The organism is Latilactobacillus graminis DSM 20719 (assembly GCF_001436415.1).
GTDB lineage: Bacteria > Bacillota > Bacilli > Lactobacillales > Lactobacillaceae > Latilactobacillus > Latilactobacillus graminis.
Genome location: NZ_AYZB01000005.1, coordinates 103,700 through 128,663, shown reverse-complemented (window position 1 = coordinate 128,663; position 24,964 = coordinate 103,700). Strand labels below are relative to the sequence as shown.

Sequence of the window (24,964 nt, the reverse complement as noted above, 5' to 3'; positions counted from 1 at the left end):
AGAATAAAATGATTCCTATTCTAAATAGTACCACATTTCGACTAGATTTAGAAAGCCAATCCCATCTTTTTGAATACTGTTAACTATTTTTTGAGTGAGTTTTCTTTTGAATTATCAAATAATTTAGCGTAAGCGCCAACTTCGAGGTCAATTCGACCTTTGCCCCCCATTTGTTTGGCAAGGGTTGGATAATATTTAATTTTTTTGGCAAGTGTCCGCAAATCACCAACAATCTCATTGCCATCATTCATATATAAATGTACTTGGTAAGGATTATGATGTTTAGCAGTTAAGCGAATCTCTGAAACAGCACTTTGCACACTTTTGGGAAAAGCCTGATATAATTTTAGTCCTTGTTTCAAAAAAGCATCGTTTTTAAATTGACTATAAACAGGGCTGTTTCCCAGTGACTGGGCCATCTTTGTAGTTAAAATAGTCCCGTTTTCTAGAATCGGATAATATTGACGGTGTCTGACAAGATAGCCCACCGTCGGATATTCAGTCACTGTGAATGTCAGTTGATTAAAATGTGTTAACCCCACGTTTACCCGTTTAACTTTTGGCAGTCGTTTGTGAATTTGTGAGGCAGTCGTTGGCGCACGCCATATTTGTACAAGGGCATTATCACCAATTTGAATTCCACTAGCGTTAATCACCTGTTGCTCAGGAACCGATTTGGTGCCCTTGACGGTCATTTGTTGAATGTCGCTGATCGGTGCTATAAAGTACATTGAAACACAAGCGCCCACTGTAAAAATGATCAATAAGCTGATCAACCGCCACTTCGTCTTAGCTGTCCGTTGTGCTTTTAAACGCGGTAGTCGATCACTAATTGTTGGTCGGCCTGGTGTTAGACGTTGTCGGCGCTGTTTCTTCCATCGTTTCAATTGGTAAGTTCGCCAAACCGTTAGAAGCTGGAGCGGATCGTGCGACCCATTTTTAGTTGTTTTTTTCTTCAAGTCATCCGCCCCTTTTTTTCTAAATGATACTATTAATAACTTCAATTACACGATCTGCAGCATCTGGAATTCCGATTTTCTTAGCCGCTTTAGCCATTGCTTGCTGACTATCCGGGGTTGCCAACAGTGAATCTAACGACTGCACTAACTTAGCACCAGTCAATTGTGTCTCGGGAATTAAAATTGCTGCGTCATCTTTAACGAGACTTTCAGCATTTTTCGTTTGATGATTATTAGTCACATAAGGACTTGGAATTAAAATCGACGGAATTCCGAGGGCTGTGATTTCAGCCAAACTTGTAGCCCCGGCTCGCCCTACAATTGCCTTCAAATCGGGTAGAATTTCAGGCATATTACTGATATATGGAACCACCGCTAAATTATCGTTAACGGTCATTGTCTTGAGTTGGGCTTGTACATCATCGAAATGCACCCGTCCAGAGACAAATAACACTTGATAATCACGGGTATTAAAAGCAGGCACTGCGTCAATAAAAGCCTGATTGATGCTCGGTGCGCCACGGCTCCCACCAAACACCAAAACCGTCGGACTGTCAGGCTTAAGTCCAAATTCATGCAAGCGTTCATTAGGCAACATACCGGCAACTTGTTGCGCACGCGGGTTCCCCGTCAAAACAATCTTATGCATTGGAAATTGATCACTGACTGATTCAAATGAAATCGCGACTTTATCAACGAAGCGTGCCAAGAATCGATTGGTAACGCCCGCTGCTGAGTTTTGTTCGTGAATCAACGTTGGTACTTTTAAACGACTGGCTGCATATAATAACGCACCAGAAACGTACCCACCAGTCCCCACCACAATATCAGGTTTAAAGGTTTTAATCATTGATTTTGCCTCTTTAACACTATGTAAAAAGAGACGAATTGTTTTAAGATTCGTTTGAAATCCGCTTATGTTCATTGACCGTTTAAAGCCTTGAATTTCCAACGTTTTAAAGTCAATCCCTTGCTCAGGCACAATTTTGCTCTCTAACCCGCGCTTGGTGCCCACGTATAAAACTGCATCCAATAAACCACGTTGCTGCATACGTTCAATTAAGGCTAAGGCTGGGTAAATGTGACCACCCGTCCCTCCACCAGATATCATTACTCTCATTTTAGAATCTCCAATTACTCTGTAATTTGTTGGACAGCTTTAATAAAGACATCGCCACGCTCTTCAAACGTCTTAAACTGATCCCAGCTTGCACATGCTGGTGATAGCAAGATCACATCTCCTGAAGCACTTGCCGCATATGCTGCCGGAACTGCATCAGTTAATTGATCAACAATTTTGATGACTGGAATCCTGGCTTCACGAGCTGTTTGTGCTAGTAATTGTTTCGTTTCACCATAGAGGATAATCGCCTTCACATGCTCTTTTAAAAGTGGTAAGAGCGGTTCAAACGTGAATCCACGATCAAGGCCACCGGCAAGTAATACGATTGGTTGTTTAAAACTCTTCAATGCGACCTCTGTAGCTTCCATATTGGTGGCTTTCGAATCATTATAAAAGCGCCGCCCTTGGTAACTGGTCACAAATTGCATGCGATGTTTAACCCCAGTAAAGGTGGTTAAAACTGACACTATCGCTGCATTTGATTGACCCATTAATTTTGCTGCCGCTATCGCCGCTAAGGCATTTTCAATATTGTGATTGCCAGGCACTTTAATATCGGCAACTGGCATAATCATGTCTTGTTGAAACCACAGTTGTCCATCTTTAACATAGGCCCCCGCTTCAGAGTTACCCAAACGTGAAAACGGAACAACTTTCGCTTTTGTTTGGTGACTCAATTCGCGTAATTCAGGTAAATCCCAGTTTACAACGAAAAAATCGTCAGCAGTTTGCTTTTGCACTAGGCGCATCTTAGCAGCCACATAATTAGCTCGCGAGCCATGATAGTCCAAATGTGCTTCATAAATATTCGTTAAAACGGCTACTTTCGGTTTAACTGTCGTAATTCCTAATAATTGAAAACTCGATAATTCTGTCACCATCACATCATGGGACGTTGCTTTTTGGACGACTGCACTCAGCGGATTTCCGATGTTGCCAGCCGCATAGGCCTGTCCTTGTTGGCGATTTTCATTTAGCATCAACGTAATTAACGTCGTTGTCGTGGTTTTACCGTTTGAACCGGTGACACTTACCCAAGGTGATTCAGAAACTTCATAGGCTAGTTCTGGTTCTGTTAAAACCGGAATATCACGCGCAATCGCCGCTTCAACCATTGGATTATCATAACGAATACCTGGATTCTTAAATAAATAGGCAAACTCATCCTGATCAAATAACGACAGCGGGTGGGAACCAGTAATTACAGTCGCCCCTAGCTCTCGTAACTGTCCCACCTGCGGGTTATCACCTTGTTCTTGATCGTCGTTAACAGTGACCTTCGCCCCTAATTTCAATAATAATCGCGCGGCATTAAAACCACTTTTACCTAATCCTAAAACTAAAACTGTCTGATTTTGATACTTTGTGTTGGCCTTCATTTAAATTCGCCCTCTTCTAAAAAATTAACAGATAAATTGTGGAACAGATGATACCAAATACCCAGAAGCTGATATCAATCCGCCATTCACTCCACCCTGACATTTCAAAGTGATGATGAATGGGACTCATCTTAAAAATCCGCTTATGAAATAGTTTGAATGAAGCAACTTGTAACATCACACTTGCCGTTTCGATGACATACACTAATCCGACTAATAGTAGTGAAAATTCCCGGTGTAATAAGATCGACATAGCTGCCAAAGCACCACCTAATGCAAGTGACCCGACATCCCCCATGAAGATTTGCGCCGGTTTTTTATTAAAGATTAAAAAACCGAGTAGGCCACCAATTATGCTTAGACCAAAGATTGCAACATCGACTTGATTTTGACGCAAAGCAATAATCGTGTAAGTTACAAATGAAATCGTTGCTAATCCGGCAACTAAGCCATCAATCCCGTCAGTTAAGTTAACAGCATTTGAAAACCCAACTAACCATACTAAGACGAATAAAGAAAAAAACCATTGACTTGAAATAGTCCCAAGCACTGGAATCTCGAGGGCCCTACTAAAGCCTTCATGAAAATAAACAATCAAGAAAACAATTCCGCCAATAATCTGACCACATAATTTTTGCCAAGCCCGTAAGCCTAAATTTTGCTTATGGAAAACCTTAATGAAATCATCTGCGAAGCCAAGCATCCCATATAAAACAAGAATAAATAAGGTAATTAATAAACTATTTGTTAATTTTTTTAAGAATAATCCTACCCAGATACTTGAAACAACCGCGGCAATAATGAACAAGAGTCCCCCCATGGTTGGCGTGCCATTTTTTTTAGCGTGCCACTTAGGCCCTTCTTCGCGAATTGTTTGTCCTTCTTTTTTTAACCGTAAATAACCAATAAAAAGCGGCATAAAAATCACCGTTATTACAAAACCACTCATTAATGGGACTAAAAATTGACCAGCTACCATTTCATAAACTCCTTTAATCGATCTTACTATTTTAATTGTACTTTAATATTTTTAACACCGTCTAACAATCCATTAGCTGCTAGACTCTGATGATACGCATAACCGCTACCTTTAATCTCGATTTCAATGCCTGTCAATTGGGCAAGCTTCAAGAGATCATTTTTCGACCAACCGGTGACATCCGGCATGGTCATTGCCCCGTTAGTCATTAGAATTACCCGTTGGTTCGGTAAAATAATACTACCGGCCTTGGGGAGCTGTTGAACCACTAAATTGCCACTGCCCACCAATGCTGTCTGCAAGCCCAAACTTGTTAATTTTTTTTGTGCGCTTGTCGTTGATTCACTGATGACTGAGGTCACCTTAACTTGTTGTTGCGGATCTTTCTCAGCTTTTTTAGTATATTCCAACGCCCGTTTCATCATCGGATTAAATATCTGTGCCAAAATATTCTCAGCACTGTCAGTCATATTCTGTGGCTGTTTCAGCGTCACATATAAAATATACTGGGGGTTATCAGCTGGCGCAATCCCGGCCACTGAGAAAATATAATTACTAGTCCCGGTTAAATAGCCACCATTAGGGTCGGTAATTTGGGCGGTTCCTGTTTTAGCCGCTACTCGATAACCCGGAATCTGATAAACCTGTCCCGTTCCATAATCTTGATAAACAACATCTTCCATATTTTGGAGCACGGATTTTGCCGTACTTGTTTTAATTGGCTTTCCAGCCTTAATTGGTTTTAATTGATGATCTTGATTAATACCGGATAAAATCTGTGGCTTAATCATTGTGCCATTATTGGCAATCGCACTGGTCATTTGGAGCATCTGCATCACGTTTACATTAATCCCTTGACCAAACGATGTCGTAGCTTGATCAAGTGGACGATCATATTGTAGGGTTCCTGCTGTTTCACCAGGTAATTTAATGCCAGTTGGTTTTAAGAAACCAAATTTCCGGATATATTCCTGCCATACTTTAGGTCCCATTGTTTGTTCGAGCTTAACCATCCCAACATTACTTGATCGTGCAAATGCTTGGCTGAGTGGAATCATACCCCACCCACTAGTCTGCCAATCACTAATCTTCTTATCACCAACTTCAATCGAGCCCGATTGATAGTACTGATTGGGATTATAGTGACCTGAATCAATTGCTGCTGCAAGTGTCGCAATTTTTAAAACAGAGCCTGGCTCATAGCCATCCTCAACTAAAGTGTCGCGCCAAATACTATCAATTCCTTTTTTGGTACTAGCATTAAAAGTTGGTCGCTGCGATGCAGCCAAAATCTCACCGGTTTTCGCATTCATTAAGACTGCATTCATACTCTTGGGCTGATATTTTTTATTGACATCCGTTAGTAGGCTTTCTAAGTATGATTGTAGCCGAGAATCTAATGTCAAGTATACATCTTGCCCATTTTTTGCGGTCTTAACTTTACTTTGCTTTTGATTAATTGCATAACCATAAGAATCACGGGCAAAATTTCGGTAGCCGTCTTGACCAGCCAGTTGTTTATTGAAATATTTTTCAATTCCCATCACGCCGACTAATCCTTGATTATTCGATTCTTTACCTTTAGGCGCTTGTGCAATACCAATTACGTGCGAAGCAAAAGTTCCATTGGGATACAAGCGCGTTGGCGACTCGTTGAAATAAATACCCGTTAAATGTTCCTTTTCAATTTTACGTTTAATGCTCAGTGATAGGTTTTGCCCTGCACCACCAAACTCAACTTGATAAGCAGCGCGATTAGCTGGTGTTAGTTGTTGATAAATCTTAGCTGCACTCAATGGTAGATAGTGGCTAAGCACTTTAGCCGTTTTTTTCTTATCAGTAACATATAACGGCTTTTTATTCGGGCCAACGTAATCATGACTCAACACCGCATAGACAGAATAAGCATTGATATCCTGTGCTAAAACATTGCCTAAAGAATCATAAATCGTTCCCCGCTGTGCATGAATCACTGCATCCGCCTTATATTTTTTCTGTGACCGTTTCGTTAAATTCACCCCTGCAATATGCCCAGTAACAGCGATATAAGCAAAGCGGCCGGCGAAAACTAGAAAAATCGCCGCGATAATTAGCAATAAAAGTCTGCCAAAAACGCGTCGATTCCGCCGTGGACTCTTACGTATCTTAACTGATTTCATTTAGACACGTTCCGAATATTATTTTCATTTAATTTAAGGTCATGTTTTTGGGCAAAGGCATTGAGCCGATCAGAACTGGTTAATTCACCAATTTCTTGTTTTAAATCATTGTTGTTAGCGCTCACTTGAGTCATCTTTTGAGTCGTGCTTTCTAGACCACGCTGTGCGTTAACTACGGCAATTTTCGTTGTTAATAAGCTAACTAGCATTGCAAAAAAAACAATCCCAATTATCGATGCCACTAATTTTTCAACAGCTGAAAAAGCCACTTTTTTAGACTGGCTGATAACCGCGTGTTTATGTATAGTTGATTGCGTTTCTAGCGGTGCTACTGGTGTTTCTAATTGACGTGCCGTGTTAGTTACCATCATCATCAATCCTTCTAGTCAGTTTCTTTTTGTTTTTCCGCAACTCGTAGTTTAGCGCTATGCGCGCGGTGATTCACTTCTAGCTCATCGTCCGTCGGTAAAATCGGTTTACGATTCACTAGTTTTAATACCGTTTGTTGTTTTTCTGGTAAAATTGGCAGTCCCTTCGGTAAATCTGGTAGCGTTGCTTGTTCTTTAAACATCGTCTTAACCAGTCGATCTTCAAGAGATTGGAACGTAATAACGCTAATCCGACCACCAATCTTAATTAATGGAATTGCTTGTTCTAAAGAATCTTCAATTGCACCTAGTTCATCGTTAACTGCAATCCGAATTGCTTGGAAAATCCGCTTAGCCGGATGACCACCCTTTCGCCTTGCCGGAGCTGGGATCGCTGATTTAATCAAATCAGCTAACTCAATGGTCGTTTCAATCGGTGCAATTATACGCTGTTGTTCAATTTTACGAGCAACTTGCTTAGAAAATTTTTCTTCGCCATAGCGAAAAAATATCTTAATTAATTGTTGATAAGTCCACTCGTTAACAACATTATAGGCACTCAAGGCTGCCCCTTGATCCATTCGCATATCAAGTGGCGCTTCTTTTTTATAACTAAACCCGCGTTGCGCATCGTCGAACTGTGGTGAAGAAACCCCTAAATCATATAAAATACCGTCAATCTTAGTAACACCATGTTCTGCAAGTGCGGCTTTTAAATAACGAAAATTACTCTTAATGAAGGTCACTTGCCCAGCCTCGGCATATTGTGCCAACCGCTGTTTACTGCTGGCTAAAGCGTGATCATCTTGATCAAACGAGTAAAGATGGCCAGTGGTCAACTGCGATAACAAATATTCACTATGGCCCCCACCACCCAACGTTGCGTCTACATAAACACCATCAGGTTGCACATTCAAGGCATCAACCGTTTCTTTCAATAGAACACTTTGATGTTTAAATGTCTCTGTCATCTACTTACCATCCTTCTAAAGATCAAAATCTAACATATTTTCTGCGATATCATCGAAATTTGCCTCAGCTTCTTCACTAAAGTGCAACCATTTTGACTGGCTCCAAATTTCGATCCGATTTGAAACCCCAATTAACACACAATCTTTTTCAAGATCGGCATGTTTAGCAAGGGTTGTCGGAATCGTTACTCGGCCCTGCTTATCTGGAGAACATTCGACAGCCGCTGAGTAGAAAAAACGGACGAACGCGCGGGCGTCTTTTTTTGCGAGGGGCAATTTCTTCAATTTCGCTTCCAATTGCTCCCATTCGCTGAGCGGGTACCCAAAAATACAATTGTCCATGCCACGAGTGAGTACAAATTCTGGTCCCAATGATTCACGAAATTTAGCCGGCATAATTAACCGACCCTTCGTATCAATTGTGTGATGAAATTCACCCATGAACATAACAATTCACCTCTTTACCCACCTTAACTGATTTTAGTCTACCACAATCCCCCACTTTCTACCACATTTTGCCTAAAAAAACCAAAATCTTATTATTTTAGAACTAACCCCACTTAAAGTGAAGCAGGCCTCCACTTTTATAACTCAAAAAAGCAGTCATTTATTTATCCAATTGACTGCTCGTATGTTGGTTTAACCTTAAGTGCTGTTTACACGCTAAAAAATAAGCGGTCGAGAATTTTATCTCGGCCGCTACTTTTAATTAATTTTAGAAATTTAAAATACCGGTTGCCGCTAATGAACCAAAAATAACTGAGCCTACTGTGGCGATCAACATAACCCAAACGAAAATTTTGGTAATCCGACTAAACGTACTTGTTTGCTTCTTCAATTATTTCACCACCTAGACTTTTTGCTTATCAGCAGTTTACACCGAATTACCTCAAAGTGCAACTCAGTCCTTTTTATCTTTTCCCAAAGACGGTACAATAGAGATATTAACTTTCGAGGTGATTCAAATGCCACTTACAACCACGCTTTTATTTGCAAGCTTACCGTTAATCTGTTTAGCCATTGGTTACGGATTAAATTGGTTAGCCCGCCGTTTATTCAAATATCGGTTGCCACTAGTCGATTTATTGCCAATACCGTTATTAATCAGCGCTGTTTACCTAAGTCTGCCCGTTTTTCGTAAAGCGGGTTGGTTTTTTAGTTTGGCCATTTGCTTGTGGGGGATTATTTGGATTCTCACCCGTTTTTACTTCGAACATGCCCTTTATCTACATAAATTTTTACATAGTTGGTGGCGTTTTATCTTTGTAATGTCTGGAATATGGTATGTTTCATTTTTAATTATTAGTCTGCTTTGATGATTAAAGCGGTGTCGATCATCGATCGACACCGCTTTTTTTAATTTAAAAATAAGGTTTTAAGGCCCCTAACTGCGTAATCGTAAGCGTTGGTTGCACCGTAATTGGTAAATGATCAATATCAAAATAGGCTGTCGCTACTTGCGCATTAATGCCTGCTTGGATATCGAGTTCTCGATCACCAATCATCACAGTTTTAATTTTATCTAATTGGTATTGTTCACAGAGCGTATTTAAACTATCAGGCGCCGGTTTTCTAGCAAAACCTGCCTGACTAGTGATAATCGCTGTAAAGTAATCGATTAAACCGTCGGCTGCTAGAAACCGTTCAGCGGCGCTATCCCGATGGGTCAACAAGAAATTTTGTCCATTTAAGCTCACTTGTTGCAAAATCGTCGCTGCGCCTGGATAAGGTTGCGGTGCTTGTTGTAATTTTTGCTCCAGTTGATGGTACTCTTGATCCAACTGTTCAAACGCAATCTCAGTTTGCTGTGCAAGTCCTTGTAAGACGCGTTTAATCGATGTCTGCTTAATCGTCTGGTACAACTGTTTTGAGTCAACCGCCACTTGATGCTGTCGATACACTTGGACAAGGGCTGCCATCATAGCAGGATATGTGTCATACAATGTCCCATCAAAATCCCAAATTGCATTTTGATATCTCATCAACTTATAGATTCTCCTTCGTATCAAATATAATCGTTACCGGACCGTCATTGACCAATGTGACTTGCATGTCAGCCCCGAATTCACCGGTTGCCAGGGGAATCCCGGTTGCCGCCAATTTTTGATTAAACTGATCATACAAACGTTTGGCATATACCGGTTTACCAGCCGCCGTAAAACTAGGTCGGTTGCCCTTGTGTGTGTTGGCAAATAACGTAAACTGCGAAACAGATAAAATAGCACCATTGACTTGATTTAATGCCAAGTTCATCTTACCTGCTTGATCTTCAAAGATCCGTAAGTGACTTATTTTGTTAACTAAATAATCTAAATCGGTTTCAGTATCAGCATCACAAATCCCCACCAATAACAAAACGCCGCGATCAATTTGTCCGACCACACTCTCATTAATTGTGACACTTGCTTGACTTACCCGTTGTAATACAACTCGCATATTTACTGACTCCTATCCTTGAACCCGTTTGACTTCGTAGACATCTGGTACATTTTTGACTGCTTCCATAATTTGTTCTAAATGATCCGTATTACGAATTCCAACCGTGACATGGATGTCCGCCATCTTATCATGATCAATGCGACCCATTACATTATTTAATTGCTTCGTATGGGCATTTAGAACTTGCAAGACATTATTTAATAAACCGCCCCGGTTATAGCCGTAGACTTCTAAATTAGCATCGTAAAGTTGATCGTTTTTGACATTAGTATTTTCCCAGCTAACTTCCGTCAAACGACGATTCATATCGGCTCGATCGACAATATTGGGGCAATCACGCCGATGAACCGAAACCCCACGCCCTTTTGTCACATAGCCAACAATATCATCACCAGGAACCGGGTTGCAACACTTGCTCAAGCGGACCAACACATTATCAACACCTTCGATGATTACACCATCTTCATGTTTGATTGTAATATGACTGCCAGTCGCTTTAGGACCAGGTTGCTGCGAATCCTTTGCAGACAAAATTTCAGCTTCCAGTGCTTTTTGTTCGCTAGCTTCTTTGGCCCGTCGTTCTTTGACCGTCAAACGATTAACAACTGCCTGGGGTGAAATCTCGCCAAACCCAATCGCAGCGAATAATTCTTCTTCAGCGTTAAAGTTAAAGTGAGGTAAGATCACAGCAACAGCCGTTTTAGTGAGATGTTCTTTGGGTAAATAGCCATCTTCTGCTAATAGATGTTCAACCGCTGTGCGTCCTTTTTCAATATTTTCATCACGATCTTCTTTTTTAAAATAGCGTTTAACCTTGTTACGCGCGCGGGCCGTAAATGCCAGCTTGATCCAATCTTGGCTTGGTGTTGCACTCGTTGAGGTCAACATCTCAACGATATCCCCGTTACGTAATTGATAGTTCAAGGGCACAATTTTACCGTTAATCTTGGCGCCAACTGCATGGTTCCCCACTTCGGTATGCACTAAATACGCAAAATCAAGAGGTACTGATCCTTTGGGTAATTCGTAAACGTCCCCTTTAGGAGTAAAGACATAAACGCGATCACTAAAAATATCGCCCTTCACACTTTCCATGAATTCAGCAGCATCATCGGAAGCATCTTGAATTTCCAATATTTCGCGGAACAAATCTAACTTACGTCCAGATTCATCTAGTTTAAGCTGCTCCTTAACACCTTCTTTGTAAGCCCAATGAGCAGCAACGCCGTATTCTGCCACATCATGCATCTCTTGTGTCCGAATTTGTACTTCTAACGGTTTCCCTTTAGGACCAATGACAGTCGTGTGAATTGATTGGTACATGTTGGCCTTAGGCATGGCAATATAGTCTTTAAACCGGCCGGGCATTGGTTTCCATTTCGTATGAATGGCACCTAAAACAGCGTAACAATCTTTAATGGAATCCACAACAACCCGAATCGCAAGCAAATCATATAACTCCTCAAATTGCTTATGTTGATCGCGCATCTTGCGATAAATTGAATAAAGATGCTTGGGCCGCCCATAAATCTCATAATTCATATCCAAATCAGCAATTGAATCCTTAATATCTTCAATTGCTTCTTGAATATAAGCCTCCCGTTGTGTCCGCTTTGAATTCATTAAATGTACAATCCGATAGTATTGTTGTGGATTCAAATAACGTAAGGCAATATCTTCAAGCTCCCATTTAACCTTACTAATCCCTAATCGATCAGCGAGTGGAGCATAAATTTCAAGCGTTTCATTCGCGATACGACGCTGTTTTTCTGGCTTCAAATGTTTTAATGTCCGCATATTATGCAATCGATCGGCGAGTTTGACCATAATAACCCGCAAATCTTTGGCCATTGCTAGTAACATCTTCCGATGGTTTTCAGCTAGTTGTTCTTGATGCGATTTATACTTGATTTTTCCAAGTTTGGTGACACCATCAACGATCACCGCAACATCTTTACCAAACATCTCCTCCACATCGCCTAACGTAATGTTGGTATCTTCCACAACATCGTGTAAATAGCCAGACGCAACCGTTGCCGGATCCATCTTTAACTCAGCAAGAATCCCTGCAACTTGAATCGGATGAATAATATATGGCTCCCCTGATTGACGCTTCTGTTCTCGATGGACGTAAGCTGCAAAATCATATGCTTTTTGGACAAATGCAAGATGCTCAGTATTCATGTATTTCTGACATAACTGTAGCACTTCCTGTTGTGAAATTACTTTTTCTTCTGGCATCCTACCCACTCCAATTTTTCTCACTTAATTATCAATGACCCATTAAATATAACAAAACTGACTCAACTAATTAACTGTCGAGTCAGTTTGCTTAATGGCGCTCATACGCAGTATTAATCCCTAAATAACTTAATAAACAATAGATCGGGACAAACCAATAATTATAATCTGCGTAGCGCACAACCACCATCAATGCAAATAAAATTGGTAGATATAAAATATGATACCAAGCTGCATGGGTCTTTTGGATGTGAAACCCTGAAATAAAAGCTGCACAACCATTAACTGCCATAAATAACAGCCCGATCCGCCACGTCTTGTCGATGTGCAACCCACCAAACACTAGTGGTAAAACAACTGCTAATAGGATAGCCATTAATAAATAGCGGACCCAATCCATTTTTAAATAACGATTATTCATAATTTTAGTCATGTTGTGCCCCTCTGTAAATGATTAAATCTATCATACTATAAACTAGCTAATTCTGTCACATACGAAATCGCACTTAACAGATACAATGGCGCGGTCTCGGCCCGTAAAATCCGTGGCCCTAAACCGGCCATCTTGAAGCCAGCCGCCGCAAGTATTTCAATTTCCTTGGGCGCAACGCCGCCTTCCGGACCAAAAACACAAAGTAATCGATCCCCCGGTTGGGCTGTTTGTAAGCTCTGAACTAATTGAGCATGCTCACCGTCTTTAGCTGACTCTTCGTAAGCCACTAATTTAATCGTCGCTGACTCTTGGGCCACCGCCGTTAAACTGTTGCGCCATTCAATAGTTGGCACATGTGTCCGGTGAGCTTGTTCGGCTGCTTCTTGCGCAATTTTTTGGAGCCGCGCAACTTTTTTAGCTTGTTTCTTATCATCCCAACGTGCGACTGAGAACTGACTATTACAGAAAATAAACCGGTTGGCCCCCAACTGCGTGCCTTTTTGAACAATCCAGTCGGTTTTATCACCCTTTGACAAGCCACACACAATCGTCGTCTCAATCGGTAATTCAACGGTTTTTGTTATTGGTGATTGCACTGTAACTGTGACTGTTTTATCAGTTGCATCCAATTCAGTTAATTCCCCGATGAACGCTTGCTCATCCGGCGTTACCAATTCAACACGATGACCAGGTTGCATCCGCATCACTTTTAGCATGTGGTGTGCAGTTTCACTCGTTAAGGTCACTTGTTGTTCTACTTGAATTGCTTCATCAATAAAATAACGTTGCATGCCATACTCCTTTTAATCGTCGTCCGTCTTTTGGCGTGTAATTAATGCCACCCAGTCACCCATATGGAGGGCTTCTTGAACAACAAAATCATTCGCCGCTAACGTTTCACGGACAAGTGCTTCTTTATCTGCAATAATGCCGGCCAGTAATAGATGACCGTTGTCATGCAATAAAGCTTTAGCTTGGGGAATCAAGGGGACGATAATCTCTGCTAAGATATTGGCCACAATCACATCCGCTTTCGTTGTAATCCCGTTCAATAAATCGTTGGGATGGGCATCAATGCCAGCGGTCACTGGGTTCAGCGCAAAATTTTCTTTAGCGGCATCAACTGCGACTTGATCCACATCATAGGCGCGAATGTCATTGACCCCTAAATGTGCAGCCGCAATACTTAAGACCCCTGAACCAGTCCCGACATCAATTAAAGATTCACCGCCGCGTAAGACCATTTCTAACATTTGTACGGATAGATGCGTCGTTGGATGCGTCCCTGTTCCAAAAGCCATCCCCGGATCCATCCGAATCAGCGCTTCGCGTTCATCAGTCGGTTGATAGTCTGTCCAACTTGGCACAACCGTTAAAAAGCGGGTTAAACGCGTTGGTTGATAATATTTTTTCCAAGCTGTCGCCCAATCATCATCGGCGACTTGGGCCAATGTCACCTTACCAGAACCAATGGCTAGCCCAAAACCAGTCAATTGAGCAACGCGTTGTTCAATCAACGGTAATTTTTCCGGAATGAAAACTGTTTCCGGGAAAAAAGCGCTCACTGCAGCCCCGTCTTCAAGATGGGGAATACTATCTAGATCAATAATTTGATCTGGTTTGGCCTTCAAATGTTCATAATCGGCTGCATCTTCGATTTGGATGCCTTCTGCACCATTTTCCGTTAAAATATTGGCGATTGCTTCCACTGCTTCATTAACAGTAGCGACCGTTACTTTTGTCCATTCCATGTGTTGTCTCTCCTTTTTAACGCATGCTGCTTAGTATTTAGGGTAAGCGTAGTATTGTTTCGCCAATTTTTCGTTAGCTTGCGCAATCGTTGCTTGAAAGACCGTATCATCCCAATTAAGAATAAACGTTTCTTCATCAGATTCATCGTTTACAAAAGCAGCTAGTTGATCTTCGCCTTCATCTAATAGATCTTGTAAATAATTAAAAAAGCCGCGCCCAATTTGGGCATTTAACCCTTGACGACCAGCAAAGGGAATCACAGTTAGATAATTATCTGCGTATTCAAAGCCATCGATTTTACTTTCGTCAAAGAACAAAATGGCATCTTCATAACTGATCTCATCAGATTCATTTAATTCACCACTTTGGTCTTCCACCGCAATTGCTTGCTCTTTGGTCACATTTAATGTAAATTCTAATTCAATCGCGCGCGCTTGCTTGTCCCAATTAATATTTATATCCCCACTAAATTGTAAATCTTCTAATTCTGAATCGAAAAATGCTAACATATCCATCTCAGCCATTGAATTCACCTTATCCTTTTTAATCGTGATTTAAGCCGTTTTAAAGCTACACATATTAGTATCATACCTGATTATACCTTGAATCGAAAGCAATCTACTAAAAAAGCCTCGAACAAAATGCTCCAGACTTAAGCCTTGATTTAATTTAATGCGTTGAATTGTGCTGTCCCCAATAAATAACATCCATATTCTGATCATCATAGCGTTGAAACTCAATCCCTAACTCAGTATCTGATCTGCCCATTACCCGACCATAAAGACGCATATCCGCCTCAGCGGTATTTCCATCCGGCCGAATCGCATGCATTAACATAAACTTCGCCATCTCTGATTGTAAACGTGCATTAATTGGCGATAAAGGATCGAAAATCATTGTGACAAAGCGAATATCACTACTATCCCCATCGCCAATCAATTCAACAATCGGGAAACCACCAAAATTTTGTTGCTGCTTTAAATAAGCCAGTAATTGATCAATTTGTGTCTTAGTAAAGGCTGATTTATAAAAGAGAAAATGCCATGTTTGTCGTTTCATCGTGTCACCTATCTGTTATTGATTAACTCCATTATGCCATAACACCCTCTACAACGCTAATACTGATTACGATTCATTTTTTTGATAAATGTTCAGATCGTGGTTGGTGGTAAGCCTTTTTCAAACTAGCAAACGCTGCTTGAATTTTTTGGTAATGGGTTTCATCATTACGAGCATGCTTCACCAACTGAATAAAATCATGTGTTGCTAATTCTTTTGTTGTTTGCTTTTTAAACCACATCATATCGTTCACTCCTTGTGTGGTTTCATTATACAACGAAACACTGTAACGTAGTCTTAAATTTACATTTTTATCATTTTGCCGTAAACTAACACTATTCATTAAAGGAGTTTGTTATGCGTAAAAAGAAAAAGCAATTATCAAAAACATTAGTTGAAAAAATTCTGGATAAACAAAAAGTAACCTATACACAACTCGCATTTCCTACAACAGAAGTCCATAATGTTGCCCAAATGAAGGTCGAACATCTCAATATTAATGAACACTTAATCTATAAGACATTGGTCCTTTCGGGCAAACAGACCGGTCCAATCATCGGTGTCGTGCCGATTGATTGCCATTTAGACGAAAAAAAATTAAGTCAAATTTCTGGCAACAAAAAAATTGCAATGGTGCCACTCAAAAATCTAGTGGCTACTACCGGTTACGAGCACGGTGCTAACACACCAATCGGAATTTGGGAACAATCCCACTACCCAATTTATATCGACCAACAAGCAGAAACAGAGTCCTTCATCTACGTCTCATCTGGCAAGATTGGCCGTTCAATTCAGATTAATCCACAAGACTTGCAACGTATTACTGAAGCTACTTTTGCTGACATTAGTGAAGATTAATTTACCTAAAATGAGCCCAGAACATAATACTTATTCTGGACTCATTTTATATTAATCTAAATACTGGTCTAAATTAGCACCTGAAACAATGACTTGTTCTTTTAGCATATCTGGTGTTTTAATAATATTATGAACCACCGTTTCCGGCAAAACATCATTTTGATCAAGCACTTGCAGGGCATCGTTTTGAACAATAATTTTTTTCTCCGTGTTATGTATTTTGACTGTTGCCACGTATTTTTGCGAATCTCGATCTTCGACAACTTCATAGTTACCATAATAATGTCTCTGTGTCATGAGTTCATCCCCTTGAGCCAATGATAACACAATCCAATAAATTCCACCAATAAACTTATCTTATAATAAGCTAAAACTTAAAAGATAAAATCAATCACATATTTTAGGACTTTCTCTGTTCAGGATAACAAATTTCTGATATAATAAACAACGTTCTGGAGAGTTGGCAGAGTGGCAATGCAACGGACTCGAAATCCGTCGAACCGGCTTATACCGGCGCGCAGGTTCAAATCCTGTACTCTCCTTATAATTTAAAAAAGATGCAATAAACGTTTCATTATCAACGCTTATTGCATCTTTTTTGTGTCCCATCAGCTTTTTGTAACAATCCATTATCTTGTAAGTCCTCAACTTCTTTTGGCATCTTCTGCACATTAGGATACACTTCAATCAAGTAACCTGATATCGGTAGGTGTCAATCACTCAAACTTAAATTTTCAAATCATATTCCTTTTTATTTATAAATTCGTTATACTTAAAGAATCTTAACTGATAGAGGTTTATTAATATGAAAATTTCTTTTCGTAAATTACCGTTTCTGTTCAACTTAATTTTCTTAATTGTCACCATTTTACAATCTTTGATCATTCTAGTGGTTAACCCCCACGTTACGAAGTTCATTCCAACTTATATGGACGCGATGGCAGAGGTTTGGTGGCTTTGCATTGTAGCAATTCTTTTGCATATCATTGCCTATTTAATCTCACTTGATCAAAATCTCATCTTATTTGCCCATTTGTGTGCGATTGTTGCCTACATTATTTTGATTTTAGTTCCTAATTTGCTTCTGGTGGCACTTACTTTATTAGTCATTAGCTTGGCCCTATCTTTTCACGTATATCAGTTTCATTATCGTACTCCGGTCTAGTCCTCGTGAGAGGGCTATTTTAATCCCCTCAGTTTAACTTATGCTATAATTAGTTTTAAATGAACTAAAGGAGAGATCCGTAATGAAACATTTATGGCTAATTATATCGGTTGGTTTATCTTGCTTGCTGTTACTCACAAGCCCTCACTGGTTTAATCGCGATTCGCACGCTTCTAAGTCACATTCCGAAAAGATCGTTCACTTTGAAGTCGTCCATCATTCATCAATCCATCGTTCGACCAATAGCGACGATGCTGAGCGTCAGTTAAATAAATTTAACCAGCGCTGCGAAAATTTTTTCAATCACCTCACACTACCTTCTGAAACATTTTACGTAGTTGCCGGATTCTTGGGCTTTACTATTTTCATTTTAGTGTTAGAACCATTGCTTGCATTACTGCTGACAACTCCTCAAAAACCTCAATCTAAAAAAAAGGAATCGCCCAATTCATCGAAACGACAGATTCCTTCTTTTAAAAGACATTTACTCGATTAATTCAAATTCAATTTTTGATAAATATAGTGACCTTCTTTTAACGATTGATTAGCATACGGGGTTTCATTCAATAACGCTACGTATTCTTGGGCGCGTTGTTCAGAACTGAATGCCCGAATCATTTTACTTTTCTCATAATAAAGTGGGTTTGCTTGATATAAAATAACGTAGATCCATTGATTCATCTGTCATCACCTAACTTCTTAATCCACATAAAGAAAGACCAACTCACAATGAGTCGGTCTCTTTTAATGTTATCTTAACGACGAGCTTCTTTGATACGAGCTGCCTTACCACGTAGTGCACGTAAGTAGTATAACTTAGCACGACGGACACGGCCATGACGCGTTACTTCGATCTGCGCCACCCGTGGTGAGTGTAATGGGAATGTTCTTTCAACACCCACACCACTACTGATTTTACGAACCGTGTAAGTTTCACTCACGCCAACACCATGACGTTTAATAACAACACCTTCGAATAATTGAATACGTTCGCGAGTACCTTCGACAACTCGTACGTGAACCCGTACGTTGTCCCCAGGACGGAAGTCAGGAATATCTGAACGTAATTGTGACTTAGTAATTTCTTGAATTAATAGATTCATTTGAATCTCTCCTTTTTCCACAGATATTCATTAACGTCTGGCGCCAGCGGAATACCGTTGTTTTGTGACTAACCATCACAGTTTTTAATTTTAGCATAATTGAGCCGAGAATAAAAGGCTTATTTTTCAGTGGTTTCTTGCTTAATTTCTTGTAACCAGTGCAATTGATCCTTGGTTAGTGTTAATTTATCCAATAAGTCTGGGCGGCGTTCATATGTCCGTTTTAAAGACATCTTCTCGCGCCACTCGTTAATCAGTCGATGATTACCGTTCATCAGAACTTCCGGTACCTTCAAACCGCGGTATTCTGGTGGTCGGGTATATTGTGGATGCTCCAATAGGCCGGTCGAAAAAGAATCCGTAACCGCTGATTGTTCATTCCCCAAGACACCGGGGACAAGCCGCGAAATGGCATCGATCATCACCATCGCCCCCAGTTCACCCCCAGTGACGACGAAATCGCCTAATGAGACTTCATCAGTGACTAAAGTACGAATCCGTTCATCATAGCCTTCATAGTGGCCACAGATGAAAACTAAATGTTCTTCTTGGGCAAATTCTTCAGCAACTTTTTGGTTAAATGTCACGCCAGCCGGATCGAGTAAAATCACACGCTTATGGCCTGGATTTTTGGCATTCACTTGATCCATTGCTTCAAATATCGGTTGTGGCCGCAGTAACATCCCTGCACCCCCACCGTATGGTGCATCATCGACGGAGTTATGCTTATTCACTGAGAAATCGCGGAAATCCGTAACTTCTAAATCAATTAAATCACGATCGATGGCTTTGCCGATAATCGATTGGGATAAACCTTTTTGTACCATATCTGGAAACAAACTCAAAACATCAATCTTCATTATCAATCAGTCCTTCTGGTACTTTAACATAGGCTTTACCCGCTTCAATATCAATTTTCTTAACAACTGACTTCAAAAATGGCAACAGTAAATCTGCACGGCCACGACGCTTAATGACCCACACGTCATTTGGTCCCGGATTGATAATTTCTGAGACTTTCCCATAGCTGGTCCCCTCGGCTTCTTCAACAACTTCTAAGCCGATAATATCACCATAGTAGAATTCATCCTCTTCTAAATCATCTTCACGTTGACTGGCTGCAATCTTTAAATTATGGCCCTTAAACTGTTCAACATCGTTGATATTGCCCATTCCTTCAAACTGTAATAGATAGAATTGCTTGTGTTGGCGCATTGCCGCCACTTTGACATCAATGAGCCCATTGGGCATTTCTACGGCAAGTTGTACGCCTTTTTTAAATCGTGACTCCGTAAAATCAGTGGTGGCAATAACCCGCACTTCACCCCGGATGCCGTGGGTGTTAACAATTTTACCAACTTGATAGTATTTTTCTGGCATTTAATTTCTCCTTAATCGACAAAAAACGTCTAAATAAAACATTTCTGCTTCATTTAAACGTTTTTGTTAGGCATCGACAATATTCAAACGAACCCGCTTTTGGTATGGTGTTTTCACACTATAGACAATATTTCGGATGGACTGTACAACCCTTCCTTGCTTGCCAATTACGCGACCGATATCAGTTGAATCAACCTGTAAGTCAAATTCCATAAAACGTTCCGTCTCATGTTCAGTCAATTTGACGTTATCTGGATGTTCGACAAGTGGTTGAACAATTGCAATAATTAGTTCCTTCACGTCTGTCATAACAAATCCCTACTTTTTAGCGAAGCGTGCTTCGTGATATTTTTGCATAATCCCTTGCTTTGATAAAAGATTACGAACAGTATCAGAAGGTTGTGCGCCTTTTTGTAACCAATCCATAATAACTTCTTCTTCTAACTTCAAGTCAACTGGTTCTGTTAATGGATTGTAGTAACCAACTTGTTGGATAAAGCGACCATCACGTGGTGAACGTGAATCTGCAACAACGATCCGGTAAAATGGGCGTTTCTTTGAGCCCATCCGTTTCATACGAATTTTAACTGACATTAATGCCACCTCCTATTAATTCTTTAACATGACATAATATACCAAATTTCAAACGCCGTGTAAAGTGTTTTTTCTTTACAGGACAATTTTTTAAGATTTAAACCGACGGGCATTCTTGAGGCGTTTTTTCTTATTTTTCTTTTGCTTTTTAACCATTGAGTTCATTGCCATCTTACCCATTTTGCCTTTAATGCCATTCCCCATTAAACCTTCCATCCCATTAAAATTCCCTTTGGACATTTGATTCATCATCTTTTTTGATTGATTAAACTGTTTAATCATGCGATTAACTTCCACAATGGGACGACCGGCACCAGCAGCTAAGCGACGCCGGCGACTAGGGTTCAACAAGTCAGGATTTTCCCGTTCTTGTGGCGTCATTGATTGGACAATGGCCTTCATATGTGCCATGTCTTTCGGATCCATCTTGATGTTCTTAAGTTGCGGGTTATTGGCCATGCCTGGAATCATCTTCATAATATCTTCTAATGGTCCCATGTTCTGTAATTGATCCATTTGGTCCAAAAAGTCGTTAAAATCAAAGCTGTTTTCCTTGATTTTCTCAGCCATATCAGCTGCCTTTTGTTCGTCATAATCTTGTTGGGCTTTTTCGATCAAGCTCAACATGTCACCCATTCCTAAAATACGACTACTCATGCGGTCTGGATAGAAGATGTCAAGTTGATCGAGTTTTTCCCCTTGACCAGTGAATTTAATTGGCTTGCCTGTCACAGCACGAATTGAGAGGGCTGCCCCACCACGGGTATCGCCATCTAACTTGGTTAGGACGACCCCGGTGACATCTAAACGACTGTTAAAACCTTCAGCAACATCGACAGCGGCTTGCCCAGTCATGGCATCGACCGTTAAGAGGATTTCATTTGGATGGGCTAGCTCATTAATATCCGCCAATTCTTGCATCAGGGCTTCATCAATTTGTAAACGACCAGCCGTATCAATTAAGACATAATCGTTCTTTTGTAAGGCCGCTTGCGCTAACCCTTGGCGAACGATTTCAACTGGGTTGACATCCGTTCCCATTTCAAAGACTTGTGCCTCAACTTGCTGACCAACTGTCTTTAATTGTTCAATCGCAGCTGGCCGATAAACATCAGCCGCAATCATTAATGGACGGGCCTTTTCGTTTTGAATTAAATATTTTGCTAACTTCCCAGCCGTCGTTGTTTTCCCGGCCCCTTGTAACCCAACCATCATAACGATTGTTGGAATATGTGGTGATTTGTTCAACGGTACAGCCGTTTCACCCATCATCTTGGTTAATTCTTCATCCACAATTTTAACAATTTGTTGTGCCGGTGATAAGCTATCGAGGACTTCGGTTCCGATCGCGCGTTCTTTAACCACTTTAATAAAGTCTTTAACCACTTTAAAGTTAACATCGGCTTCTAATAATGCGAGCCGAATCTCACGCATCGCTTGGTTGACGTCGGTTTCAGTAATCTTCCCTTTACGCCGAAGCTTACTCAATGCGCCCTGTAATCGTTCTGTTAGCCCTTCAAATGCCATATTTATCAGTCCTTTAAATTAATTATTGTTCGGTTAAATTCAATAAGTCAGCCAACAACCGTGCTAGTTCTCGATCGTCTGGATAGTGGCTTTGAACATATTTTTGTAGTCGATCTGCACTGGCATTTCGTTGTTCGTAATTCTGATAGAGGTGCAGTTTTTTTTCGTATCCTTCGAGAATTTTTTCAGTGCGACGAATATTATCATAGACTGCTTGTCGACTAACATTATATTCAGCGGCAATTTCGCCGAGAGAAAAATCATCTCCATAATATAATGAAATATAGCTATGTTGTTTTGCTGTTAAAAGTGCGCCATAAAATTCGAACAGCGAATTCATTCGTGCATTTTGTGCGAGTTCCATTTGGCACCTCCCAGACTTAGTTTGACCTAAGTATTAGGGTACCGATTTTAACGGGGTTAGTCAACGTTTTATTACACGATTTAACTAGAAGCTTGTGCATTAATTATCTTTTCACTGGTATAAACAAAAAATCATGCTAAAATAGAATTGTAAGCTTTTTCATAACCTAAATTAGTTTTCTATGGAGGTTTTATTATGGCAGCGACAATTATTTATTGGGGCATGACGTTTGCATTAATTGGTTGGGGTGTATGGAATTTAATCTTTTCAATCATCTATTTGAAGAACAAGGAAAACAGTAATCTTTGGTTCTTCGCTATTTTAAACACCCTAACCGTGCTATGTGGACTATTATTTTGGTGGGTTTTTAACAACCATGGTTGGCAAGAATACTGGTTGGTTAAAGCAACCACAACAAACAGTCTACTGGGGGGTGTTTTAATCGCCTATGTAGTCTTAATCGTCGCCCAAGTCATTTTGGGACGCGAACCGAAAGTCAAAACAGCTCAATGATTAAAAAGAGGACCGACATTTTTGTTGATTCTCTTTTTTATGCTGTTTACCGATTAATCAGTGCATATTTCTAATAATCACTTTGGCACCACCAATTTGGGGCCAGCTTGCGTTTGAAAGTCAACACGGTGCTATCTTACAACAACAATCAAAAAACAGCGACTACCGTCAGTTGCCTGATGATACTCGCTGTTTTTAATATCTATTGTAGTAACAACGTCACATAAATCGTAATAATTAGTAAATCAGCACTACCCCCGAGACTATAATATCCCTGCGTCGCCTCTTGATCTAATTTCAATAACCCTTCTTGACCTAATGGTGTGTCGACACCACCAGCTGCAACAATCGCTGCTGCTTGCGACTGGACATCTTTTAATGTCTGCAAACAACCACTTCGCTTTACTAAGTTGGAATCTTCCGAAACACTGATAATTTTCATCAATGTATTCAATAAGCGGACATTCCAATCACCAGTCTGTTTTTGCAAATAAGGATAGGCTACTTCAAAAATGGTTGGATAGCCAGCTTGTGCTTCACCACGGATTCCAACTAGACCATACTTAAGATACATTTTTTCACCATTAGTGAGTTGTGCTAATTGTTTTTGATGCAGTGTTTTGAAATCATTCTCAACTAATCCAGCCAACATCTTTCGAACGGTTTGACTGAGTGCTGTTGCCGATAATGTCCTTTTTTGTTGCAAATAACCCGTTACACTCAATAAAATTCCCAGTGAGAAAATCGCACCTTTATGCGTATTAACCCCTTTAGTCGCTTGGTACATCGCCTCTTCAGCCTGCATCCCTAAGGGCCGAATTTGAGCCATTAAGGCGGTTAAATCCACCTGATTAAATGCTTCCCCTACACGAACAAATTGTTCAAAAAAAGGTAATAACACGACGCTACTATCAATGAACGTAAAGAAATCCATATCCGTATGTGTCTTGTGATCAATTGGATCCACCAATCCTGGTTTAGGATGACAACTTACTTCATATAAAAGTGCGCGTTGCGCAAGTTGCGCGATTTCTTGGGATGTTTTCATCTAATTAGTCTCCATAAATAATTGATATTGCTGGTTAATCACCGCTTGTAATTCCGCCACTGTATGACGGCGACTTCTAGCACAAACCTTAGCAGCTTGCTGACATAATAAACAGCGACGGGTTGGCTGTCCTAATGCTTTTCGACTGATTGGTTGCCCTTGTTGTAGCGCTGATTGCCAAATCAAAACATCAACATCAAATAACCGACCTAAAGTATGTTGATCTTCAAACATGGCAGCTTGCTGTTTAATAGCCAAGGGCAAGCCCTCTACAATTAAAAACGTCTCAGGGCCAGTTGGTTTCGCCCAATCTATTTGTCGACAAACAACCATATTTTGTTCAAAAGCCGCTAGCCCTGCCCAAAATAAGCGTGTTAAATCAGCATTGTTCTTAATGGGGCCTGGGATATTGAGCTTTAAAACGACAACGCTCTGGTTTTGACTGGCATCAACAATTAACTGATTTTGTAATTCAACTCGCTGATCTCGATTCTTTAACACTGCAGTAATGTCTTGCGGCGTTCCTGTTGCAAACAGATTAAGCATTTCA

34 protein-coding genes and 1 tRNA gene are annotated in these 24,964 nt (G+C 40.4%); 6 read left to right on the top strand and 29 right to left on the bottom strand.

Annotation, left to right across the window (positions count from 1 at the left end):
* Positions 1 to 83: 83 nt before the first annotated feature.
* The 9 genes from FC90_RS02930 to FC90_RS09060 form a co-directional block, all read right to left on the bottom strand.
* On the bottom strand, positions 84 to 959 hold the full coding sequence (locus tag FC90_RS02930; protein WP_057907809.1) for a cell division protein FtsQ/DivIB: 876 nt from the start codon (positions 957 to 959) through the stop codon (positions 84 to 86).
* 19 nt (positions 960 to 978) lie between these two features.
* On the bottom strand, positions 979 to 2,079 hold the full coding sequence (gene murG / locus FC90_RS02925) for an undecaprenyldiphospho-muramoylpentapeptide beta-N-acetylglucosaminyltransferase (protein ID WP_057907808.1): 1,101 nt from the start codon (positions 2,077 to 2,079) through the stop codon (positions 979 to 981).
* 14 nt (positions 2,080 to 2,093) lie between these two features.
* On the bottom strand, positions 2,094 to 3,461 hold the full coding sequence (gene murD / locus FC90_RS02920) for a UDP-N-acetylmuramoyl-L-alanine--D-glutamate ligase (RefSeq protein WP_057907807.1): 1,368 nt from the start codon (positions 3,459 to 3,461) through the stop codon (positions 2,094 to 2,096).
* A 16-nt stretch (positions 3,462 to 3,477) separates the two neighbouring features.
* The gene (gene mraY, locus FC90_RS02915; RefSeq protein WP_057907806.1) at positions 3,478 to 4,440 is read right to left on the bottom strand and encodes a phospho-N-acetylmuramoyl-pentapeptide-transferase; all 963 of its coding nucleotides are present in this window, start codon (positions 4,438 to 4,440) and stop codon (positions 3,478 to 3,480) included.
* 26 nt (positions 4,441 to 4,466) lie between these two features.
* Complete coding sequence (locus FC90_RS02910) at positions 4,467 to 6,599, bottom strand: penicillin-binding transpeptidase domain-containing protein (protein ID WP_057907805.1); 2,133 nt, start codon at positions 6,597 to 6,599, stop codon at positions 4,467 to 4,469.
* A complete protein-coding gene (ftsL, locus tag FC90_RS02905) occupies positions 6,596 to 6,970 on the bottom strand; it encodes a cell division protein FtsL (RefSeq protein WP_235804311.1) in 375 nt (124 codons plus the stop codon). Before ftsL ends, FC90_RS02910 begins: the two co-directional genes overlap by 4 nt.
* An 11-nt stretch (positions 6,971 to 6,981) precedes the next feature.
* Positions 6,982 to 7,938, bottom strand: a complete 957-nt coding sequence (gene rsmH, locus FC90_RS02900; RefSeq protein ID WP_057907803.1) for a 16S rRNA (cytosine(1402)-N(4))-methyltransferase RsmH — start codon at positions 7,936 to 7,938, stop codon at positions 6,982 to 6,984.
* Positions 7,939 to 7,953: 15 nt separating this feature from the next.
* Entirely contained in the window at positions 7,954 to 8,385 is a 432-nt protein-coding gene (gene mraZ, locus FC90_RS02895) for a division/cell wall cluster transcriptional repressor MraZ (RefSeq protein ID WP_057907802.1), read from the bottom strand.
* 268 nt (positions 8,386 to 8,653) lie between these two features.
* The gene (locus FC90_RS09060; protein ID WP_039099598.1) at positions 8,654 to 8,776 is read right to left on the bottom strand and encodes a DUF4044 domain-containing protein; all 123 of its coding nucleotides are present in this window, start codon (positions 8,774 to 8,776) and stop codon (positions 8,654 to 8,656) included.
* A 127-nt stretch (positions 8,777 to 8,903) separates the two neighbouring features.
* Between FC90_RS09060 and FC90_RS02890 the strand changes: the two genes are divergently transcribed.
* Complete coding sequence (locus FC90_RS02890) at positions 8,904 to 9,254, top strand: DUF3397 family protein (protein ID WP_057907801.1); 351 nt, start codon at positions 8,904 to 8,906, stop codon at positions 9,252 to 9,254.
* A 45-nt stretch (positions 9,255 to 9,299) separates the two neighbouring features.
* On the opposite strand, the gene FC90_RS02885 is transcribed toward FC90_RS02890, so the two are convergent.
* The 9 genes from FC90_RS02885 to FC90_RS09405 form a co-directional block, all read right to left on the bottom strand.
* On the bottom strand, positions 9,300 to 9,920 hold the full coding sequence (locus FC90_RS02885) for an HAD-IA family hydrolase (protein ID WP_057907833.1): 621 nt from the start codon (positions 9,918 to 9,920) through the stop codon (positions 9,300 to 9,302).
* A 4-nt stretch (positions 9,921 to 9,924) separates the two neighbouring features.
* Positions 9,925 to 10,374, bottom strand: a complete 450-nt coding sequence (dtd, locus tag FC90_RS02880; RefSeq protein WP_057907800.1) for a D-aminoacyl-tRNA deacylase — start codon at positions 10,372 to 10,374, stop codon at positions 9,925 to 9,927.
* Between the two features lie 12 nt (positions 10,375 to 10,386).
* Positions 10,387 to 12,618, bottom strand: a complete 2,232-nt coding sequence (locus FC90_RS02875; protein WP_057907799.1) for a RelA/SpoT family protein — start codon at positions 12,616 to 12,618, stop codon at positions 10,387 to 10,389.
* 91 nt (positions 12,619 to 12,709) lie between these two features.
* On the bottom strand, positions 12,710 to 13,051 hold the full coding sequence (locus tag FC90_RS02870; protein ID WP_057907798.1) for a hypothetical protein: 342 nt from the start codon (positions 13,049 to 13,051) through the stop codon (positions 12,710 to 12,712).
* Positions 13,052 to 13,086: 35 nt separating this feature from the next.
* Positions 13,087 to 13,842 carry a 16S rRNA (uracil(1498)-N(3))-methyltransferase gene (locus FC90_RS02865; protein ID WP_057907797.1) on the bottom strand — a complete coding sequence of 252 codons (756 nt, stop codon included), beginning with the start codon at positions 13,840 to 13,842 and terminating at the stop codon, positions 13,087 to 13,089.
* A gap of 12 nt (positions 13,843 to 13,854) precedes the next feature.
* On the bottom strand, positions 13,855 to 14,802 hold the full coding sequence (gene prmA, locus FC90_RS02860) for a 50S ribosomal protein L11 methyltransferase (RefSeq protein ID WP_057907796.1): 948 nt from the start codon (positions 14,800 to 14,802) through the stop codon (positions 13,855 to 13,857).
* A gap of 30 nt (positions 14,803 to 14,832) precedes the next feature.
* On the bottom strand, positions 14,833 to 15,327 hold the full coding sequence (locus FC90_RS02855) for a DUF3013 family protein (RefSeq protein ID WP_057907795.1): 495 nt from the start codon (positions 15,325 to 15,327) through the stop codon (positions 14,833 to 14,835).
* A 145-nt stretch (positions 15,328 to 15,472) separates the two neighbouring features.
* The gene (locus tag FC90_RS02850) at positions 15,473 to 15,862 is read right to left on the bottom strand and encodes a hypothetical protein (RefSeq protein ID WP_057907794.1); all 390 of its coding nucleotides are present in this window, start codon (positions 15,860 to 15,862) and stop codon (positions 15,473 to 15,475) included.
* Between the two features lie 73 nt (positions 15,863 to 15,935).
* A complete protein-coding gene (locus tag FC90_RS09405) occupies positions 15,936 to 16,106 on the bottom strand; it encodes a hypothetical protein (RefSeq protein ID WP_164477407.1) in 171 nt (56 codons plus the stop codon).
* A gap of 113 nt (positions 16,107 to 16,219) precedes the next feature.
* Between FC90_RS09405 and FC90_RS02845 the strand changes: the two genes are divergently transcribed.
* Positions 16,220 to 16,720: an aminoacyl-tRNA deacylase gene (locus FC90_RS02845; protein ID WP_057907793.1), complete on the top strand. Its 501-nt coding sequence runs from the start codon at positions 16,220 to 16,222 to the stop codon at positions 16,718 to 16,720.
* Positions 16,721 to 16,771: 51 nt separating this feature from the next.
* Here FC90_RS02845 and FC90_RS02840 read toward each other — a convergent pair whose 3' ends face one another.
* Positions 16,772 to 17,017: a hypothetical protein gene (locus tag FC90_RS02840; protein WP_057907792.1), complete on the bottom strand. Its 246-nt coding sequence runs from the start codon at positions 17,015 to 17,017 to the stop codon at positions 16,772 to 16,774.
* 157 nt (positions 17,018 to 17,174) lie between these two features.
* Here FC90_RS02840 and FC90_RS02835 point away from each other — a divergent pair.
* The 3 genes from FC90_RS02835 to FC90_RS02825 all read left to right on the top strand — a co-directional run bounded on the left by FC90_RS02835 (position 17,175) and on the right by FC90_RS02825 (position 18,381).
* Positions 17,175 to 17,262, top strand: a tRNA-Ser gene (locus FC90_RS02835).
* Positions 17,263 to 17,525: 263 nt separating this feature from the next.
* Entirely contained in the window at positions 17,526 to 17,885 is a 360-nt protein-coding gene (locus tag FC90_RS02830; protein ID WP_057907791.1) for a hypothetical protein, read from the top strand.
* Between the two features lie 82 nt (positions 17,886 to 17,967).
* Complete coding sequence (locus FC90_RS02825; RefSeq protein WP_057907790.1) at positions 17,968 to 18,381, top strand: hypothetical protein; 414 nt, start codon at positions 17,968 to 17,970, stop codon at positions 18,379 to 18,381.
* Here FC90_RS02825 and FC90_RS02820 read toward each other — a convergent pair.
* The 8 genes from FC90_RS02820 to FC90_RS02785 all read right to left on the bottom strand — a co-directional run bounded on the left by FC90_RS02820 (position 18,378) and on the right by FC90_RS02785 (position 22,853).
* Entirely contained in the window at positions 18,378 to 18,566 is a 189-nt protein-coding gene (locus FC90_RS02820; RefSeq protein WP_057907789.1) for a hypothetical protein, read from the bottom strand. The genes FC90_RS02825 and FC90_RS02820 overlap by 4 nt on opposite strands.
* 74 nt (positions 18,567 to 18,640) lie before the next feature.
* Positions 18,641 to 18,988 (bottom strand): 50S ribosomal protein L19, encoded by a 348-nt coding sequence (rplS, locus tag FC90_RS02815; RefSeq protein ID WP_057907788.1) that lies wholly within the window; start codon positions 18,986 to 18,988, stop codon positions 18,641 to 18,643.
* 119 nt (positions 18,989 to 19,107) lie between these two features.
* On the bottom strand, positions 19,108 to 19,848 hold the full coding sequence (gene trmD, locus FC90_RS02810; protein ID WP_057907787.1) for a tRNA (guanosine(37)-N1)-methyltransferase TrmD: 741 nt from the start codon (positions 19,846 to 19,848) through the stop codon (positions 19,108 to 19,110).
* Positions 19,838 to 20,368, bottom strand: a complete 531-nt coding sequence (rimM, locus tag FC90_RS02805; RefSeq protein ID WP_057907786.1) for a ribosome maturation factor RimM — start codon at positions 20,366 to 20,368, stop codon at positions 19,838 to 19,840. The genes trmD and rimM overlap by 11 nt, the downstream gene beginning before the upstream one ends.
* A 66-nt stretch (positions 20,369 to 20,434) precedes the next feature.
* On the bottom strand, positions 20,435 to 20,677 hold the full coding sequence (locus FC90_RS02800; protein WP_057907785.1) for a KH domain-containing protein: 243 nt from the start codon (positions 20,675 to 20,677) through the stop codon (positions 20,435 to 20,437).
* Between the two features lie 9 nt (positions 20,678 to 20,686).
* Positions 20,687 to 20,962 carry a 30S ribosomal protein S16 gene (rpsP, locus tag FC90_RS02795; RefSeq protein ID WP_011374423.1) on the bottom strand — a complete coding sequence of 92 codons (276 nt, stop codon included), beginning with the start codon at positions 20,960 to 20,962 and terminating at the stop codon, positions 20,687 to 20,689.
* Positions 20,963 to 21,052: 90 nt separating this feature from the next.
* The gene (ffh, locus tag FC90_RS02790; protein WP_057907784.1) at positions 21,053 to 22,489 is read right to left on the bottom strand and encodes a signal recognition particle protein; all 1,437 of its coding nucleotides are present in this window, start codon (positions 22,487 to 22,489) and stop codon (positions 21,053 to 21,055) included.
* Between the two features lie 22 nt (positions 22,490 to 22,511).
* On the bottom strand, positions 22,512 to 22,853 hold the full coding sequence (locus FC90_RS02785) for a putative DNA-binding protein (RefSeq protein ID WP_057907783.1): 342 nt from the start codon (positions 22,851 to 22,853) through the stop codon (positions 22,512 to 22,514).
* 195 nt (positions 22,854 to 23,048) lie between these two features.
* Between FC90_RS02785 and FC90_RS02780 the strand changes: the two genes are divergently transcribed.
* Complete coding sequence (locus FC90_RS02780) at positions 23,049 to 23,366, top strand: hypothetical protein (protein ID WP_057907782.1); 318 nt, start codon at positions 23,049 to 23,051, stop codon at positions 23,364 to 23,366.
* Between the two features lie 202 nt (positions 23,367 to 23,568).
* Here the strand turns inward: FC90_RS02780 and citG are convergent, their stop codons facing one another.
* Both citG and citX read right to left on the bottom strand, forming a co-directional pair.
* Positions 23,569 to 24,414: a triphosphoribosyl-dephospho-CoA synthase CitG gene (citG, locus tag FC90_RS02775; protein WP_057907781.1), complete on the bottom strand. Its 846-nt coding sequence runs from the start codon at positions 24,412 to 24,414 to the stop codon at positions 23,569 to 23,571.
* Positions 24,415 to 24,960: a citrate lyase holo-[acyl-carrier protein] synthase gene (citX, locus tag FC90_RS02770; protein ID WP_057907780.1), complete on the bottom strand. Its 546-nt coding sequence runs from the start codon at positions 24,958 to 24,960 to the stop codon at positions 24,415 to 24,417.
* Positions 24,961 to 24,964: the final 4 nt, after the last annotated feature.